General features: G+C 65.7%; 15 protein-coding genes. 9 read left to right on the top strand and 6 right to left on the bottom strand.

What is annotated here, in order from left to right; all coding sequences use genetic code 11:
- Window positions 1–35: 35 nt before the first annotated feature.
- The 5 genes from KUV65_RS07455 to KUV65_RS07435 all read left to right on the top strand — a co-directional run bounded on the left by KUV65_RS07455 (window position 36) and on the right by KUV65_RS07435 (window position 5059).
- A complete protein-coding gene (locus KUV65_RS07455; protein ID WP_222189002.1) occupies window positions 36–809 on the top strand; it encodes an SDR family NAD(P)-dependent oxidoreductase in 774 nt (257 codons plus the stop codon).
- Window positions 809–1669 (top strand): NAD(P)-dependent oxidoreductase, encoded by an 861-nt coding sequence (locus KUV65_RS07450; RefSeq protein WP_222189000.1) that lies wholly within the window; start codon window positions 809–811, stop codon window positions 1667–1669. Before KUV65_RS07455 ends, KUV65_RS07450 begins: the two co-directional genes overlap by 1 nt.
- Window positions 1670–1835: 166 nt before the next feature.
- A complete protein-coding gene (locus KUV65_RS07445; protein ID WP_222188998.1) occupies window positions 1836–3014 on the top strand; it encodes a hypothetical protein in 1179 nt (392 codons plus the stop codon).
- Between the two features lie 39 nt (window positions 3015–3053).
- Window positions 3054–4184, top strand: coding sequence for an alpha-D-ribose 1-methylphosphonate 5-triphosphate diphosphatase (locus tag KUV65_RS07440; protein ID WP_222188996.1), 1131 nt, complete (start codon window positions 3054–3056; stop codon window positions 4182–4184).
- A complete protein-coding gene (locus KUV65_RS07435) occupies window positions 4181–5059 on the top strand; it encodes a DMT family transporter (RefSeq protein WP_222188994.1) in 879 nt (292 codons plus the stop codon). Before KUV65_RS07440 ends, KUV65_RS07435 begins: the two co-directional genes overlap by 4 nt.
- On the opposite strand, the gene KUV65_RS07430 is transcribed toward KUV65_RS07435, so the two are convergent.
- Window positions 5029–5481, bottom strand: coding sequence for an NUDIX domain-containing protein (locus KUV65_RS07430; protein WP_222188992.1), 453 nt, complete (start codon window positions 5479–5481; stop codon window positions 5029–5031). The two genes, KUV65_RS07435 and KUV65_RS07430, sit on opposite strands and share 31 nt — an antisense overlap.
- 77 nt (window positions 5482–5558) lie before the next feature.
- Here KUV65_RS07430 and KUV65_RS07425 point away from each other — a divergent pair, with 77 nt between their 5' ends.
- Entirely contained in the window at window positions 5559–6290 is a 732-nt protein-coding gene (locus KUV65_RS07425) for an alpha/beta fold hydrolase (protein ID WP_222188990.1), read from the top strand.
- A gap of 122 nt (window positions 6291–6412) precedes the next feature.
- On the opposite strand, the gene KUV65_RS07420 is transcribed toward KUV65_RS07425, so the two are convergent.
- From KUV65_RS07420 to KUV65_RS07410, 3 genes are all read right to left on the bottom strand, one after another.
- Complete coding sequence (locus KUV65_RS07420) at window positions 6413–7486, bottom strand: 5-(carboxyamino)imidazole ribonucleotide synthase (protein WP_222188988.1); 1074 nt, start codon at window positions 7484–7486, stop codon at window positions 6413–6415.
- Window positions 7479–7967 (bottom strand): 5-(carboxyamino)imidazole ribonucleotide mutase, encoded by a 489-nt coding sequence (gene purE / locus KUV65_RS07415; protein ID WP_222188986.1) that lies wholly within the window; start codon window positions 7965–7967, stop codon window positions 7479–7481. Before purE ends, KUV65_RS07420 begins: the two co-directional genes overlap by 8 nt.
- A gap of 129 nt (window positions 7968–8096) precedes the next feature.
- A complete protein-coding gene (locus tag KUV65_RS07410) occupies window positions 8097–8297 on the bottom strand; it encodes a YdcH family protein (RefSeq protein ID WP_222189662.1) in 201 nt (66 codons plus the stop codon).
- A gap of 224 nt (window positions 8298–8521) precedes the next feature.
- Here KUV65_RS07410 and KUV65_RS07405 point away from each other — a divergent pair, with 224 nt between their 5' ends.
- Together KUV65_RS07405 and KUV65_RS07400 are read left to right on the top strand one after the other, a co-directional pair.
- The gene (locus tag KUV65_RS07405; protein WP_222188984.1) at window positions 8522–8950 is read left to right on the top strand and encodes an Hsp20 family protein; all 429 of its coding nucleotides are present in this window, start codon (window positions 8522–8524) and stop codon (window positions 8948–8950) included.
- A gap of 14 nt (window positions 8951–8964) precedes the next feature.
- A complete protein-coding gene (locus KUV65_RS07400; protein ID WP_222188974.1) occupies window positions 8965–9192 on the top strand; it encodes a DUF1150 family protein in 228 nt (75 codons plus the stop codon).
- 47 nt (window positions 9193–9239) lie between these two features.
- On the opposite strand, the gene KUV65_RS07395 is transcribed toward KUV65_RS07400, so the two are convergent.
- Window positions 9240–10904 carry an NAD+ synthase gene (locus tag KUV65_RS07395; protein ID WP_222188972.1) on the bottom strand — a complete coding sequence of 555 codons (1665 nt, stop codon included), beginning with the start codon at window positions 10902–10904 and terminating at the stop codon, window positions 9240–9242.
- Between the two features lie 199 nt (window positions 10905–11103).
- On the opposite strand from KUV65_RS07395, the gene KUV65_RS07390 reads away from it, so the two are divergent.
- Window positions 11104–12576: an MORN repeat-containing protein gene (locus KUV65_RS07390; RefSeq protein WP_222188970.1), complete on the top strand. Its 1473-nt coding sequence runs from the start codon at window positions 11104–11106 to the stop codon at window positions 12574–12576.
- 69 nt (window positions 12577–12645) lie between these two features.
- On the opposite strand, the gene KUV65_RS07385 is transcribed toward KUV65_RS07390, so the two are convergent.
- Complete coding sequence (locus tag KUV65_RS07385) at window positions 12646–14721, bottom strand: bifunctional sulfate adenylyltransferase/adenylylsulfate kinase (protein WP_222188968.1); 2076 nt, start codon at window positions 14719–14721, stop codon at window positions 12646–12648.
- Window positions 14722–14751: the final 30 nt, after the last annotated feature.

The raw sequence follows: 14751 nt of genomic DNA, 5'->3' as shown, positions 1-14751 counted from the left end.
GCGGCACTAGCGTCCGGCGAGGCAAAGGGGAGGTGTTGAACGTGTCAGAGACCAAGACCGCTATCGTGACCGGCGCGGCGAGGGGAATCGGTCTGGCCACCACCAGGCTGTTCCTTGCCGAAGGGCTGTCCGTTGCCATGGTCGACCGCGATTCCGCGGAGCTTGAGCGTGCCGCAGACGGGTTGGACAACGTCCTGCCGCTTCCTTACGACGTGTCGATCCCCGAGCAGGTCGACGCGATCATGGCCGAAACGATCCAGCGCTTCGGGCGCGTCGATTGCCTTGTGAACAACGCGGGCGTGGCCGATTTCGGACCGATCGAGGACACGAGTTTCGCCCGCTGGCGCACCGTGATGGAAACCAATCTCGACGGGGTGTTCCTGTGTTCGCAAGCGGCCATCCCGCATCTGAAGGAAACCCGCGGCGCCATCGTGAACATCGCGTCGATCTCGGGGCTGCGCGCCTCGACCCTGCGCGTGGCCTACGGCACCTCGAAGGCCGCCGTGATCCACTTGACCCAGCAGCAGGCGGCGGAACTGGGTGAATACGGCATTCGTGCCAATTGCGTCGCGCCGGGGCCGGTGCGCACGAAGCTGGCCATGGCGGTGCATACACAAGAGATCATCGACGCCTATCACGATGCCATCCCGCTCAATCGCTACGGCTCGGAAGAGGAGATCGCCAATGTCATCGCCTTCCTCTGTTCGGACAAGGCCAGCTACGTGACCGGGCAGTTGATCTCGACGGACGGCGGGTTCGAAAGCACCGGCATCGGCCTGCCAGCATTGCGGAAACAGGGGGAAAACTGATGGATCGGATCGGCGTTATCGGGCTTGGCCGCATGGGATCGGCCATTGCCGCGCGGCTAGCGGGGCAGGGGCATGCGGTGGCGGGCTGGACGCGCTCCGGCCTGACCGCGGACCGCGCCCGGGAGCTCGGGATCGCCCGGGCCGAGACACTGGCCGATCTGGTGGCCGGATCGGACACTGTGATCTTGTCGCTCTTTGACGATGCGGCCGTCGCCGCGGTGCTGGATGCGCTTCTGGACCTGCCCCTGGACGGGAAGCTGATCGTCGAGACCTCGACCGTATCGCCGCTGCAGGTTCAATCGCGCGCCGCCGGTTTTGCCGAGAAAGGGGCCATGATCCTCGACGCGCCGATCTCGGGCGGCCCTGAACTGGTGGCCGCGGGGCAATGCGGGATTTTCGTGGGCGGTACGGCTGAGGCGGCCGAGCGGTTCGCAGCCATCGGCGGCGTCCTCTCCGACAAGCTTGCCCATGTCGGGCCACTTGGAACGGGCCTTGTCATGAAGGTGGTGAACAACGGTGTCCTCCAAGGCTATTTCGCCACGCTGGCCGAGATGATGCGTATCGCGAAACGCGCCGGCCTGCCGTTCGAGACCGCACTGGGCATCGTGGCCAAGGGACCGGCGGGCACCCCGATGCTGACCGCCCGTTTGCCCAAGATGCTGGGGCAGGATGAGGGCGTGGGGTTCCCGATCTCGGGTGTGTCCAAGGACAACGCGATCTTTCAGCGGGTCGCCGAGGAGCTTGGCGTCGATGCCGCCAGCCTTCGCTCTGCGGCGGCGCTTTGGCAGACCGGGATCGAGGATGGCTTGGCCGAGGCCGATGTGGCGATGCAGATCCCCCATGCCTATGACAAAGCCTAGGCGGCGATCCGCCTGTCGGCCGGCATCTTGAGGCGGGTCTTCGCGACACGGTCCGATTCGGTTCACCCTGAGGGTCTGTGCTGGCCGGCCACGACGATGGCCTCTTCTGTCTGAAAGCCCGGGGCCGCGGCATGGCCGTGCTTTGCTTAATCCCCGGAGGTTCAGGATGCCCGCAAAAGCGATAACAGCCCTCCTCGTTGCCCTGGTCATGATGCCAGTGGCGACCGCGGCGCAGGAGGATGATGTTTCAACGACGGTCTTTGCCGACGATCGCTATATCGCCGGCGGAGATTACGAGATCGACGATGAGACCACCGGCGATCTTTTCGCCGCTGGCGAGGAAATCACCCTGTCTGCCCCTGTCTCGGGTGCGGCCCATATGGCCGGACGGCGACTGAGCGTCGAGGCCCCGGTTGCGGGCGCGCTCTATGCTGCTGGCTACGAGATCAGCCTTGATGGGGCCTTTGACGGGCCGCTGTCGGTTTTCGGCGCCGAGGTCGAGATCGATGGCAGCCTGGCCCGCAACCTGCGCGCCTTTGCCTCGGATCTCAGCCTGTCGGGCGACATCGCGGGGTCGGTCATTCTTGCAGCCGACGAGTTGGACCTCGATGCCGCCATCGCGGGCGACGTCATGATGACAGTGCGCGAGGTCGATTTCCGCGAGGGGGCCAGGGTTGACGGGCAGGTCATCCTCTACGTGGAAGACGGCGATGCCCCGGCCATCCCCGAGAGCGTCGCGCCGCCTGACCGTGTCGAAATCCGCGATCTGGAGGCGTGGGACAGCGATGTCGGGCCATCGATGCGCGACCTGCGCAGGGCCGCTTGGCTTGCCGCGATCCGGGGCTTTGCCTTCAGCGTTTTGCTGGTTGCGGCCATCGCGGCTGTCGCGATCTTCTTTGTCCCCGGGCGGGTCGTCCGCTGGCGGGAACGGGCCTTGGCCGAACCCGGACGCAGCCTGGCATGGGGGTTCGGGGCGCTCTCGCTGATCTGGGGCGCGGGGGTGGTTCTTGCCTTTACGGTGTTTGGCCTGCCGCTTTTGCCCGCCGCTTTCCTGATCGGCGCGGCGCTGGCCTACGGGGGGTATGTGCTTGGCTCCTACGTGCTTGGCGTGGCGATCTGGCTGCGGCTGGGCAACGTCATGCCCGATAGCGCCTTGCCCAAGATCGGCTTGGCCGCGTTGGGGGCCGTGGTTGCTGGACTGCTTGCGTTGATCCCGTTCCTGGGATGGCTCTTCGTGATGGCGCTGGCGCTGTTCGGCCTTGGGGCTTTGGTGAACTCGTACCGGGCGCGCAAGACCGGCGGCGGCGATGGAGAGGACGGGGCAGGCCCCGTGCCGGTGGGCTAGGGGCTTTCCTTCGTCGGTGGAATCGCGCATTGGGCGGGCATGACCCGCCCGTGCCTCACCTTCGAAAACGCCCAGGTGCTGATGCCCGATGGCGTCGCAACCGGCGCGCTGTCGATGTCCGATGGATGGATCACCGAGGCGCTGCAACCCCGCCGCATCGACCTGTCCGGCTACCTGATCCTGCCGGGGATCGTGGACCTGCATGGTGACGGGTTCGAACGCCATGTCGCGCCGCGTCGTGGCCTGGTCGGGGATCTCGGCCCCGGTCTGAGGGGGCTTGAGGCGGAATTGGCGGCCAACGGCATCACCACTGCCGTTCTCGCGCAATACTGGTCATGGGAGGGGGGCATGCGGGCCCCCGATTTCGCCAAACGGCTGGCCGATGCGCTGCGCGTGCATCCCGCCCGCGCCGACCTGATCTACCAGCTACGCCTTGAGTTGGGCTGCATGAGGGAGACCGACGAGGTCCTGGCCTTCATCGACCAACACACGATTCCTTTCGTCGTCTTCAACGATCATCTGCCGCATGAGGCCTTGGCCAGCGGCAAACGCCCGCCGTCCTTGCAGGGGCAGGCGCTGAAATCCGGTCGCTCCCCCGAGGAACACCGCGTGCTGATGCAATCCATGCATGAAGCGCTGCCCGAGATCCGCGCCAAGCTGCCGGCCTTCTGTGCGGAGCTGGCGCGGCGGGGTATCCGAATGGGCAGCCATGACGACATGACCGCCGAAGAGCGCGCGGCCTGGCGCGAGATGGGCGCGCTAATTGCCGAGTTTCCCATGGCCCGCCCTCCGGCCGAGGCGGGCGATCCCGTGATCCTTGGCGCGCCCAACGTGGTGCGCGGCGGCAGCCACAAGAAGAAATCCGTCTCGGCGCTGGAGTTGGTGCAGGACGGGCTTTGCGATGCCTTGTGCTCGGACTATTACTACCCGGCCCCGTTCACCGCGGCGCGCAAGCTGGTCTCGCTCGGCTGGTCCCTGCCAGAGGCCTGGGCGCTGGTTTCGGCCAATCCCGCTACGATGATCGGGCTGACCGACCGTGGCAGGCTTGCGCCGGGCGCGCGCGCCGATCTTCTGGTGACGGATCCCGACCTGTCGCAGGTCTATGCGACCATCGCGGGCGGGCAGGTGACGTGGCTTGCCGGCGACCTTGCAGCCCGGATGATCGCATGAGCGCCTTTCGCCTCTCCGCGTTGGTGACGCTGGCCATGCTGGCCTTCGCCGCGAACTCGATCCTCAATCGCGCCGCCGTCGGCGCGGGCGAGATCGACGCGCTGTCCTTCGCGATCGTGCGGGCCGTGTCCGGCGCGCTTGTCCTGTCCGCGCTGGTCCTTGCCCGGCGTCGCTGTGTTCCGGTCCTGAAGGCAAGGCGCGTCGTCGGCGCGGGGGCCCTCACGCTCTACCTGCTGGGCTTCTCCATCGCCTATGTTCAGATCGATGCGGGGCTGGGCGCGTTGATCCTGTTCGGGGCGGTTCAGGTCACGATGTTTGCGGGCGGCGTGATGGGCGGTGACCGCCCACCGGTGCGCCGGTGGATCGGGGCTGGCGTGGCGCTTGGCGGCTTGGCGTGGCTGATCTGGCCCGCGGGCAGCGTCAGCGTGCCGCCCATCGCCGCGGCCGCGATGCTGGTCGCCGGAATTGGATGGGGTGTCTATTCCCTCGCCGGGCGGGGCGCGACCGATCCCCTGGCCGAGACGGCAGCGAATTTCGCCTGGGCCGCGCCGCTCTGCCTGCTGCCTGTGCTGGTGCTGCCTGCCTCGCCCGAGGCTGCGGCCCCGACCGACTACGGCCTCGCACTCGCTGCGATTTCAGGCGCGGTCACGTCGGGTCTGGGCTATGCGCTTTGGTATGGGGTGCTGCCCAAGATGGCGGCCTCGGTCTCGGGGCTTGTGCAACTCTCGGTCCCGGTCATCGCGGCGGCTGCCGGCGTGATCCTGTTGGGTGAAGTCCTGAGGCTGCGGATGCTGGGCGCAGGGGCGCTGACCCTCGGTGGGATCGCCTACGGCCTCGGCGCGGTTCACATGATGAGGGGTTCGAGGGGATCGTAGGCCACGCCGTCGCTCCAGGCGATCTCCGGCAGGATGTCGGGCTTGTAGCGCAGCCGTGCCATCTCGGCCCGGGTGGCCAGGATCCGGTCAGTGACGACGCCTTCGGGATCGGTCCAGGGGGCGAACGGGTCGCCCGAGACGAGCCGGACCCGGAAATAGACATCCACCTGGTGGAAATCCCGCGCGCGAGAGTGGAACTCGTTCACGAGGCAAGGGGCGCCGACCTCTATCGTCAGGCCGGTTTCTTCGTGGAACTCGCGGATGAGGTTGTCATGCAGGGAAGAATGCGGCTCCACCCCGCCGCCGGGGGCACAGAGCAGATCGGATTTGCCGCCCCCCCAGGCGTTGACCAGCAGCAGCCGGTCCTCGATCAGAAGAAGGCCGCGCACGGCGAGGCGGGGGCGATTGTTGGGGCGTGACATCCGCGCCAGCCTGCAATGACGCTGCGTTCGCGGCAAGCCCCCTCGCAGGGGGGGCGGACATACCTTATCTTTCGGCCATGCCGAGGTGTCTTGCCCTGTTCCTGTTTTTCTGCACCGCCGCTATCCCGGCACGGGCCGAGGACTGCGTCGTGCTCTTGCACGGGCTGGCGAGGACGGAAGCGTCGCTGATCGTCATGCAGGAGGCGCTTGAGGCGGAGGGCTACCGCGTGATCAACCGCGGTTATCCATCGACCCGCGCCTCGATTGCCGAACTGGCGCCGCAGACGCTTTTGCCGGCCCTGGCGCAATGCGGGGCGGATCGGGTGCATTTCGTGACCCACTCCATGGGGGGGATCCTGCTGCGCTACTGGGTGTCGCTGCACCGGCCCGTCCGGCTGGGGCGCGTGGTCATGCTGGCGCCGCCGAACGGCGGGTCGGAACTGGTCGATGTGCTGGGGCCACTGGAACCTTTCGAATGGATGAACGGACCGGCGGGGATGCAGCTTGGCACGGGGGCAGAAGATTTGCCCCGGTCGCTGCCGGACGTTGATTTCGAGCTTGGGGTGATCGCGGGGGATCGCACGCTGAACCCGATCTATTCGGCCCTGATCCCCGGACCGGACGATGGCAAGGTCGCCGTCGAACGGACCCGGGTCGCCGGGATGGCCGATCATATTGTTCTGCCCGTCACGCATACTTTCATGATGAACAACCCGCTGGTCATCGCCGAGGTGGTGACCTTCCTGCGCGAGGGCGCTTTCGACCACGACTTGGAATTCCTCGACGCGGTTGAAGAGATCATCGAGTAGCGGTTGCGCCGTCTTCGACGTCGCCCGGTGAAGCGTCCCAAGGGGCATCGAGCCCCTTGGGACGCTTGTGCGCTCCGCGCGGGAGTTTTTTAGCCAAGATGAAGGGGCTTGAAAGCGACCTGCTAGTTGGTCGGACCGGTGACGCGATTGACGTGGCCCATTTTCCGGCCCGGGCGCGTCTCGGCCTTGCCGTAGAGGTGTACCTGAACGCCCGGTTCCGCGGCCAGTGCAGGCGCGCGGTCCACGTCGTCGCCGATCAGGTTTTCCATCACGACATTGGCGTGCCGTTCGCCATTGCCGAGGGGCCAGCCGGTCACCGCGCGGATATGTTGTTCGAATTGGTCGACGGCGCATCCGGCCTGTGTCCAATGCCCGGAATTATGCACGCGCGGGGCGATCTCGTTCACGACAAGGCCTGTTGGCGTCACGAACAGCTCCACCCCCATGACGCCCACGTAATTCAGTTCGGTCAGGATCCGTGACGCAAGCAGCACCGCATCGGTTCTGAGCGATGCCGGGATGGGCGCGGGCACCGTGGTCGTGGCGAGGATGCCGTAACGGTGGACGTTCTGGCCGGGGTCGAAGGCCGAGACGGAACCATCCTGCGCGCGGGCGGCAATCACGCTGATTTCCATCGAGAAGTCGATGAACCCCTCGGCGATCGCGGGGGCGCCTTGCAGGCTGGCCAGCGCGGCTTCGGCCTCGGCCTCGGCCATCACGCGGGCCTGCCCCTTCCCGTCATAGCCGAAGCGGCGGGTTTTCAGGATGGCGGGCACGCCAGTTTCGGCCAGCGCGCCGGGCAGATCGTCGGCGGCGGTCACGGCGGCGAAGGGGGCGACCTGGAGGTCGATACCCTTGAGGAATGTCTTTTCCGTCAACCGATCCTGGCTGACCTCGAGCGCGCGCCGCGACGGGAAGAGCGGGGTGTCGGCGGAGAGGATATCGAGCGCGGGGGCCGGGATGTTCTCGAACTCGTAGGTGATGACATCGCAGGCGGCGGCGAAGCGGGCCAGCGCCTCGGCATCGTCGTAGGGCGCCTGCGTCCAGTCATGCGCGACATCGGCGGCGGGGGCGGCGCCCGGCTCGAAAATATGCGTGCGATAGCCAAGGCGTGCGGCGGCCATGGCGAGCATCCGGCCCAACTGACCGCCGCCGAGGATACCGATGGTCGAGCCGGAGGGGAGCGGATCAGTCATCGCTGGGCACCTCGGGGATGGAGGCCGACAGGTCCGCGCGCCACTGGTCGAGGCGCTGGGCAAGGTCGGGGTCCGAGGTGGCGAGGATTCCGGCGGCCATCAGCCCCGCGTTGCAGGCCCCGGCCGCGCCGATGGCCATGGTGGCCACGGGAAAGCCGCGTGGCATCTGGACGATCGAATAGAGCGAATCCACGCCCGAAAGCGCCTTTGTCTGGACCGGCACGCCGATCACGGGAACGCGGGTTTTCGAGGCCATCATGCCGGGCAGATGCGCCGCGCCGCCCGCGCCCGCAATGATCACCTTCAGGCCACGGTCCGCGGCGGACTTGCCGTAGTCCCACAGGCGGTCCGGGGTGCGATGGGCCGACACGATCCGTGTCTCGTAAGGGACGGACAGCGCGTCGAGAATATCGGCCGCTTCCTTCATCGTGGGCCAGTCGGACTGGCTGCCCATGATGATGCCCACTTCGATCTTCGCCATAGGCCGCACTCCATCCGCCTGCGTCTTGAGCGGCGCACTATAGCGACGGGCGGGGGCGGCGCAATGCGGCAGAGAACGGGTGGTTCAGGCTTGGTGGACGGATCGGCATCATGTCGACGCCATCGGAACTCAGGCGATGATGTCCGGCGTCAACTCGTCCTCGATGCGCGAGATCTCGTCCTTCAGGGCGAGCTTCTGCTTCTTCAGGCGGCGCAGGGTCAGCTGGTCTGGATTGACCGCCTGCTGGAGGGCGTCGATCGCGTCGTCCAGGTCGCGGTGCTCACGGCGCAAAACCTCGAGTTTGACGCGCAAAACGTCCTCGTGGCTCATCTCGGTGGGTGCGTTCATGTTTATCGGTCGTCCCCCAGATCCGTCGCGCGCGGGATCAGCCCGACGAAGATACACGCAAAGCGGCCCGGCGCAAAGCCTGTCGCGCAGGGCGTGGCATCTTGCGCCGGGTGGGTGAACACCCCATATTTTTGCATGAGCACGCTGTCGCCGATGACCGGGGCAGTGTCCGACCGCAGATCGCTTTCGTGCAAAGGATGTGCCTGATGACGAAACTAACCCTTGGGTCGCACCCTTTTCTTCTTGGGTTCGACCAGCTGGAACGCCTGGTGGAGCGCACCGCGAAATCCGGCAATGACGGCTACCCGCCTTACAATATCGAACAGCGGGGCGAGAACGCCTATCGCATCACGCTGGCCGTGGCCGGGTTCGCCGAGAATGACCTGTCGATCACCGTCGAGGACCGCCAGTTGGTGATCCGCGGCAAGCAGCGCGAGGATGAAGACGCGCGTGTCTTCCTGCATCGGGGGATCGCGGCGCGGCAATTCCAACGCAGCTTCGTGATGGCCGACGGGGTCGAGGTGGCCGGTGCCTCGATGGAGCATGGTCTTCTGCATATCGACCTGAAACGTGCCGTGCCCGACAGCGTGGTACAGACGATCCGGATCAACAACACCGCGAAGGCGGACCAGTAAGAAAGGGTGATGTCATGAATGAACGCAATTCCGCTGCCGAAACCCAGGGTCGGCCCATCGTTTACATCCGCAAGGTCGCCGTTGCCGACCTTCCGAGAGAAGTGCGCGAGCAGGCCGAAGGGCTGGAAGAGATCTATGCAATCGGGTCCGAGACGGGCGAGCAGCTTGCCCTTGTCAAGGACCGGCACCTGGCCTTCGTGGTCGCGCGCCAGAACGACATGACGCCGGTCAGCGTGCACTGACCTGACTGCATCCGACATGGAAAGGGCGCCCGACCGGGCGCCCTTTTTCATTCGTCCAGCGTGTCGCGCCAGCGGTTGACGATGGGATAGCGCCGGTCGAGCCAGAAGGCGCGCTCTGTCAGGCGCGCGCCGGGGGCGGCCTGGAAACGCTTGTATTCGTTGATGTAGATCAGGCTTTCGATCTTCTTCACGGTCGTCCGGTCATAGCCCATGGCCACCACGTCCGAGACGCTGGCCTCCTTGTCGATCAGCATTTCCAGCATCACGTCGAGATCGGCATAGGGCGGCAGGCTGTCCTCGTCCTTCTGATCCTCGCGCAGCTCGGCGGTGGGGGGCTTGTCGATGACGCGGGGCGGGATGACTTCGCCAGCGGGGCCGGCCATCCAGTCGCGGTGATTGGCGTTGCGCCAGCGGCAGGTCTCGAAAACGCGGGTCTTGTAGAGGTCCTTGACCGGGTTGTAGCCGCCCGCCATGTCGCCGTAGATAGTGGAATAGCCCACGGCGACCTCGGACTTGTTGCCGGTCGTCAGCAGCATTTCCCCGAACTTGTTCGAGATGGCCATCAGCATGACTCCGCGCAGGCGGGATTGGATGTTCTCCTCGGTCACGTCCGGGGCGAGGCCAGTGAACAGGTCCGATAGCGCATCGCCGACCGCGTCATGGGCCCCCGCGATCGACACGGTATCGAGCTGGCAGCCAAGCCGCCGCGCGGTTTCCCCGGCATCTTCCAGCGACATGTCCGAGGTATATTTCGAGGGCAGCATCACGCAGCGCACGTTCTCGGGGCCGAGGGCGTCCGACGCGATGGCGGCCACCAGGGCCGAGTCCACGCCGCCCGACAGGCCCAAGACGGCTTTCGAGAACCCCGCCTTGCGCATGTAATCGCCCAAGGCCAGCACCATCGCATGATAGTCGGCCTCCCACGCGTCGGGCAGGTGGGCCTTCTCGCCCTCGATGGCCAGCCATCCCTCGGGGCCGTGTTCGAAATCGACATGGGTCAGGGCGGGCTCGAAGGCGGGCATCTGGTGCGTCAGCACCCCGTGCGGGTTCAGCACGAAGGACGCACCGTCAAAGATCTGGTCGTCCTGTCCGCCCAGCAGGTTGAGGTACACCAGCGGCAGGCCGGTTTCGACCACGCGGGCCACCATCTGTGCCTGACGGATATCCATCTTGCCCCGGTGGTACGGGGAGCCGTTCGGCACCAGCAGGATCTCGGCCCCGGTCTCGGCCAGTGTCTCGGTCACATCCTCGAACCACGCATCCTCGCAGATCGGCATCCCGATCCGCACTGGGCCGACGCGCACGGGGCCTGCCGGGTCGCCCGCGTAGTAATAGCGTTTCTCGTCGAACACGGCGTAGTTCGGCAGGTGATGCTTGAGGACCGTCGCGTCGATCTTGCCGCCTTGCAGGACGAAATAGGCGTTGAACGGCTTGGCTCCGCCGGGCAGGGGGCCGCCGATGCCGATGGCCGGGCCGTCCGCGCAATCCGCCGCCAACTCCTCCAGCACGCGCTGCACATCCATCGCGAAGGCCGGTTTCTTGACGAGGTCCTGCAACTGGTAACCGGTGATGAACATCTCGGGAAAGGCGATCATGTCTGCACCGGCCGCCTTGGCGGTTTCCCAGACCTCGCGGGCGATGCGGGCATTGGCCCGCAAATCGCCGACCGTGGGGTTCAACTGTGCCAGCGTCAGGCGAAATCTGTCGGCCATGGGTGCATCCTGCCTTTGCGGTCCGTCTCGCGCGCCCCTCTCATAGCAGACCCATGCGCGGGGCCAAGCCATCGCCGGGACCTGCCGGGGAAAGACATTGCGCGCGGGCGGGTCGTCACCTAACTTGTTCGTCGAAAAGGGAAACCGGCTCCGGAACAGGGGGGCACACAAGGTGCAGAGCGGGAATTGGGTCCGAGGAATGCTGGCTGGCCTCGGCGTGGCGATGGTCGCGACCGGGGTCGTGGCGCAGGAGGCGGATGGCGATGCCACTGTCGATATCCAGCAATATGACAATGGCGGGATCTACGAGGGCGAGTTCCGCAACGGCGTGCAGCATGGCACCGGCACCTACCGCCTGCCGAACGGGTATGAATACACCGGCGAATGGGTCGACGGAGAAATCCGCGGCCAGGGCGTGGCCCGTTTCCCCGATGGCTCGGTCTACGAAGGCCAGTTCCTTGCCGGGCGACCCAATGGCGAGGGAACGATCACCTTTGCCGATGGCTCCACCTACGAAGGCGAGTGGGTCGAGGGCCGGATCGAAGGGACCGGCACCGCGAATTATTCCAACGGCGTCAGCTACACCGGACAATTCCTGAACGCGCTGCATCACGGTCAAGGCGTGATGACCGGCCCGAACGGGTATCGCTACGAGGGCCAGTGGGCCAACGGGCTGAAGGAAGGGGAGGGCACGATCACCTATCCCGACGGCGCGGTCTACGCCGGCCAGTTTGTCGCCGGTCAGCGATCGGGCACCGGGCGGTTGGAGATGGCGGACGGTGTCGTCTACGAAGGCCAGTGGGCCGAGGGCCAGATCAACGGCGAAGGCACGCTGACCCAGCCCAATGGCGACGTCTACACCGGCACGCTGGTCAACGGTCAGCGGCAAGGCGAGGGTCGCGTGACCTATGCCAATGGCGATGTTTACGAAGGCACGTTTGCCGATGACCGCCGCCATGGTCAGGGCACCTTCACCGGGGCCGATGGCTATTTATACACCGGCGAGTGGCGCGAAGGACGCATCGCCGGAACCGGGCAGGTGACCTATCCCGATGGCTCGGTCTACGAAGGGTTGTTCCGCAACGACCTGGCGCACGGCATGGGCACGATCACTTATCCTGACGGCTCCTCCTACGAGGGGGAGTGGGTCGATGGTGTGATCCAGGGGACGGGCACGGCGCGCTATGCAAACGGCCTCGTCTACCAGGGGCAGTTCCTGAATGCCCGTCAGCACGGGCAGGGCGTGATGAGCCATCCCGACGGTTATCGCTATGAAGGCGCGTGGGAAGACGGGCTGCGCCATGGCCAGGGGGTGGCGACCTATGCCGACGGCACCGTCTACGAGGGTCAGTTCGTGGCCGGGCAACGCGAGGGCCAAGGCACGCTGACGATGCCCGACGGGTTTACCTATACCGGCGCGTGGGATGACGGCGAAATCAACGGGATGGGGACGGCCACCTATTCGAATGGCGACGTCTATGAAGGCATGTTCGTGAACGGTCGCCGGCAGGGGGCGGGCACGATGCGCTATGCCAGCGGTGAAGTGATCGAGGGCGATTGGGAAAACGGCCTGCTCTCCGGCGACGGCGCCGAAGCCGCCCCGGAGCCCGCCGCCCAGCCCGACACCAGCGAAGCGACACCGACCGACGAGGCAGCGCCCACGGACGGCTGACAAACCCAGCAGAAAAAGAAAAAAGAGGCGCCATTGGCGCCTCTTTTCGGTTCATGACCCGGGCCGGGATCAGCCTGCGACCAGCCCCATGGATTCCAGTTTCAACAGCACCTGTTGTGCGCAGTAATCGACATCCATCCCCTCGGTGTCGACGCGCAGCTCGGGCTCCTTCGGCTCTTCGTAGGGGTCGGAGATGCCGGTGAACTCCTTGATCTTGCCCTCGCGCGCCAGCGCATAGAGGCCCTTGCGGTCGCGGCGTTCACATTCCTCGAGGCTGGTGGCGACATGGACTTCGACGAAGGCGCCATAGGCTTCGATCATCTCGCGCACGGCACGGCGGGTCGAGGTATACGGCGCGATCGGTGCGCAGATCGCGATGCCGCCGTTCTTGGTGATCTCGGAGGCGACATAGCCGATGCGGCGGATGTTGATGTCGCGGTGTTCCTTGGAGAAACCAAGCTCGGACGACAGGTGCTTGCGCACGACATCCCCGTCGAGAAGCGTAACGGGTCGACCTCCCATTTCCATCAGTTTGACCATGATGGCGTTGGCGATGGTCGATTTGCCCGAGCCACTGAGGCCGGTGAAGAACACGGTGAAGCCTTGCTTGGAGCGCGGCGGTGAGGTGCGGCGCAGTTCCTTGACCACCTCGGGGAAGGAGAACCATTCCGGGATTTCCAGCCCTTCGCGCAGGCGGCGACGGAGTTCCGTGCCCGAGATGTTGAGGATCGTGACGTTATCCTTGTCCTCGATCTCGTCGGCGGGCTCGTACTGGGCGCGTTCCTGAACGTAGACCATGTGTTTGAAATCGACCATTTCGATGCCGATTTCTTCCTGGTGCTGACGGAACAGGTCCTGCGCGTCATAGGGGCCGTAGAAATCCTCGCCCGCGCTGTTCTTGCCGGGGCCGGCATGGTCGCGACCGACGATGAAATGCGTGCAGCCGTGGTTCTTGCGGATCAGCCCGTGCCAGACGGCTTCGCGCGGGCCGGCCATGCGCATGGCGAGGTTCAACAGCGACATGGTTGTTGTGGCGCTGGGGTATTGATCGAGCACCGCCTCATAGCAACGCACGCGGGTGAAGTGGTCGACATCGCCGGGTTTGGTCATACCCACGACGGGGTGGATCAGCAGGTTGGCCTGAGCCTCTTTCGCGGCGCGGAAGGTCAGTTCCTGGTGCGCGCGGTGCAGCGGGTTGCGCGTCTGGAAGGCGACGACCTTGCGCCAGCCCAGCTTGCGGAAATAGGCGCGCAATTCGTTCGGGGTGTCGCGGCGGGCGCGGAAATCATAATGGACCGGCGGCTGGATGCCGGTGATCGCGCCGCCCAGATAGACGGGGCCAGCGGTGTGATGCAGATAGTTCACCGCCGGGTGGGCGATATCGTCAGCGCCGAAAACCTTCTCGGCTTCGTGGGCCTTGTTCGGCACCCACTTGTCGCTGACGGAGAGGATCGCGAGGATCACACCTTCCTGGTCGCGCAGTGCGATGTCCTGGCCTTCTTCGATCTTGGCCGCAAAATCCTCGGAGATATCGAGCGTGATCGGCATCGGCCAGAGCGTGCCATCGGCGAGGCGCATGTTGTCGACGACCGACTCGTAATCTTCCTTGCCGAGAAAGCCCTTGAGCGGGCTGAAGCCGCCGTTCATCAACAGTTCAAGGTCGCAAATCTGGCGCGGCGTCAAATCCCACGACAGCAGGTCGCCGGCTTCGCGCTTCAATTTCTGCGCGCTATCGGGCGAAACGTAGAGTTCCTGAATGGGTGCGTGATGGTTCTGCATCATCTGAATCCTGGGTTTGAGAGAAAGAAGTCCGCTCGTGGCGCCGGTCAGTTCGGCATGGAGCGCGTCGTACTCGGCAAGTTTGCGTGCGAGGAAACGGTCGGTGAGGCGCGCCTTTTCGGCGGCCCCGCGAGAGGTGAGGGCATAGGCGAAGCGCTGACGCTTGTCCGGCCCGGCCCGGTCCGAGATCTTGACGAAGCCAGCGTCCGCCACGGCCCGAAGTTGCGCATTGAGCCGCCCGAGGCTGATCCCCAGCGCCTGCGCCGTCGCGCGCTGCGATGCATCCGGCGCAGCGTCGAGCTGGCGCAGGAGGCGGAAGAGCTGGTCGTCTTCCGGCAGGGTGGTCGTGCTTGGCGCGGCGGGCATTCGAGGAGACTCAATATGTGTTCAGCAATG

Source organism: Maritalea mobilis, assembly GCF_019800885.1.
GTDB classification, from domain to species: domain Bacteria; phylum Pseudomonadota; class Alphaproteobacteria; order Rhodobacterales; family Rhodobacteraceae; genus Roseibacterium; species Roseibacterium beibuensis.
This window is presented reverse-complemented; position numbering and strand designations above follow the sequence as displayed.

What these genes read in the sequence shown, in the direction of transcription:
- KUV65_RS07445 (WP_222188998.1), top strand. Translation starts at nt 1,836, where the DNA reads ATGCCCGCAAAAGCGATAACAGCCCTCCTCGTTGCCCTGGTCATGATG.
- purE (WP_222188986.1), bottom strand. Translation starts at nt 7,967, where the DNA reads ATGGCGAAGATCGAAGTGGGCATCATCATGGGCAGCCAGTCCGACTGG.
- KUV65_RS07410 (WP_222189662.1), bottom strand. Translation starts at nt 8,297, where the DNA reads ATGAGCCACGAGGACGTTTTGCGCGTCAAACTCGAGGTTTTGCGCCGT.
- KUV65_RS07425 (WP_222188990.1), top strand. Translation starts at nt 5,559, where the DNA reads ATGCCGAGGTGTCTTGCCCTGTTCCTGTTTTTCTGCACCGCCGCTATC.
- KUV65_RS07405 (WP_222188984.1), top strand. Translation starts at nt 8,522, where the DNA reads ATGACGAAACTAACCCTTGGGTCGCACCCTTTTCTTCTTGGGTTCGAC.
- KUV65_RS07400 (WP_222188974.1), top strand. Translation starts at nt 8,965, where the DNA reads ATGAATGAACGCAATTCCGCTGCCGAAACCCAGGGTCGGCCCATCGTT.
- KUV65_RS07390 (WP_222188970.1), top strand. Translation starts at nt 11,104, where the DNA reads ATGCTGGCTGGCCTCGGCGTGGCGATGGTCGCGACCGGGGTCGTGGCG.
- KUV65_RS07420 (WP_222188988.1), bottom strand. Translation starts at nt 7,486, where the DNA reads ATGACTGATCCGCTCCCCTCCGGCTCGACCATCGGTATCCTCGGCGGC.
- KUV65_RS07440 (WP_222188996.1), top strand. Translation starts at nt 3,054, where the DNA reads ATGACCCGCCCGTGCCTCACCTTCGAAAACGCCCAGGTGCTGATGCCC.
- KUV65_RS07385 (WP_222188968.1), bottom strand. Translation starts at nt 14,721, where the DNA reads ATGCCCGCCGCGCCAAGCACGACCACCCTGCCGGAAGACGACCAGCTC.
- KUV65_RS07450 (WP_222189000.1), top strand. Translation starts at nt 809, where the DNA reads ATGGATCGGATCGGCGTTATCGGGCTTGGCCGCATGGGATCGGCCATT.
- KUV65_RS07435 (WP_222188994.1), top strand. Translation starts at nt 4,181, where the DNA reads ATGAGCGCCTTTCGCCTCTCCGCGTTGGTGACGCTGGCCATGCTGGCC.
- KUV65_RS07430 (WP_222188992.1), bottom strand. Translation starts at nt 5,481, where the DNA reads ATGTCACGCCCCAACAATCGCCCCCGCCTCGCCGTGCGCGGCCTTCTT.
- KUV65_RS07395 (WP_222188972.1), bottom strand. Translation starts at nt 10,904, where the DNA reads ATGGCCGACAGATTTCGCCTGACGCTGGCACAGTTGAACCCCACGGTC.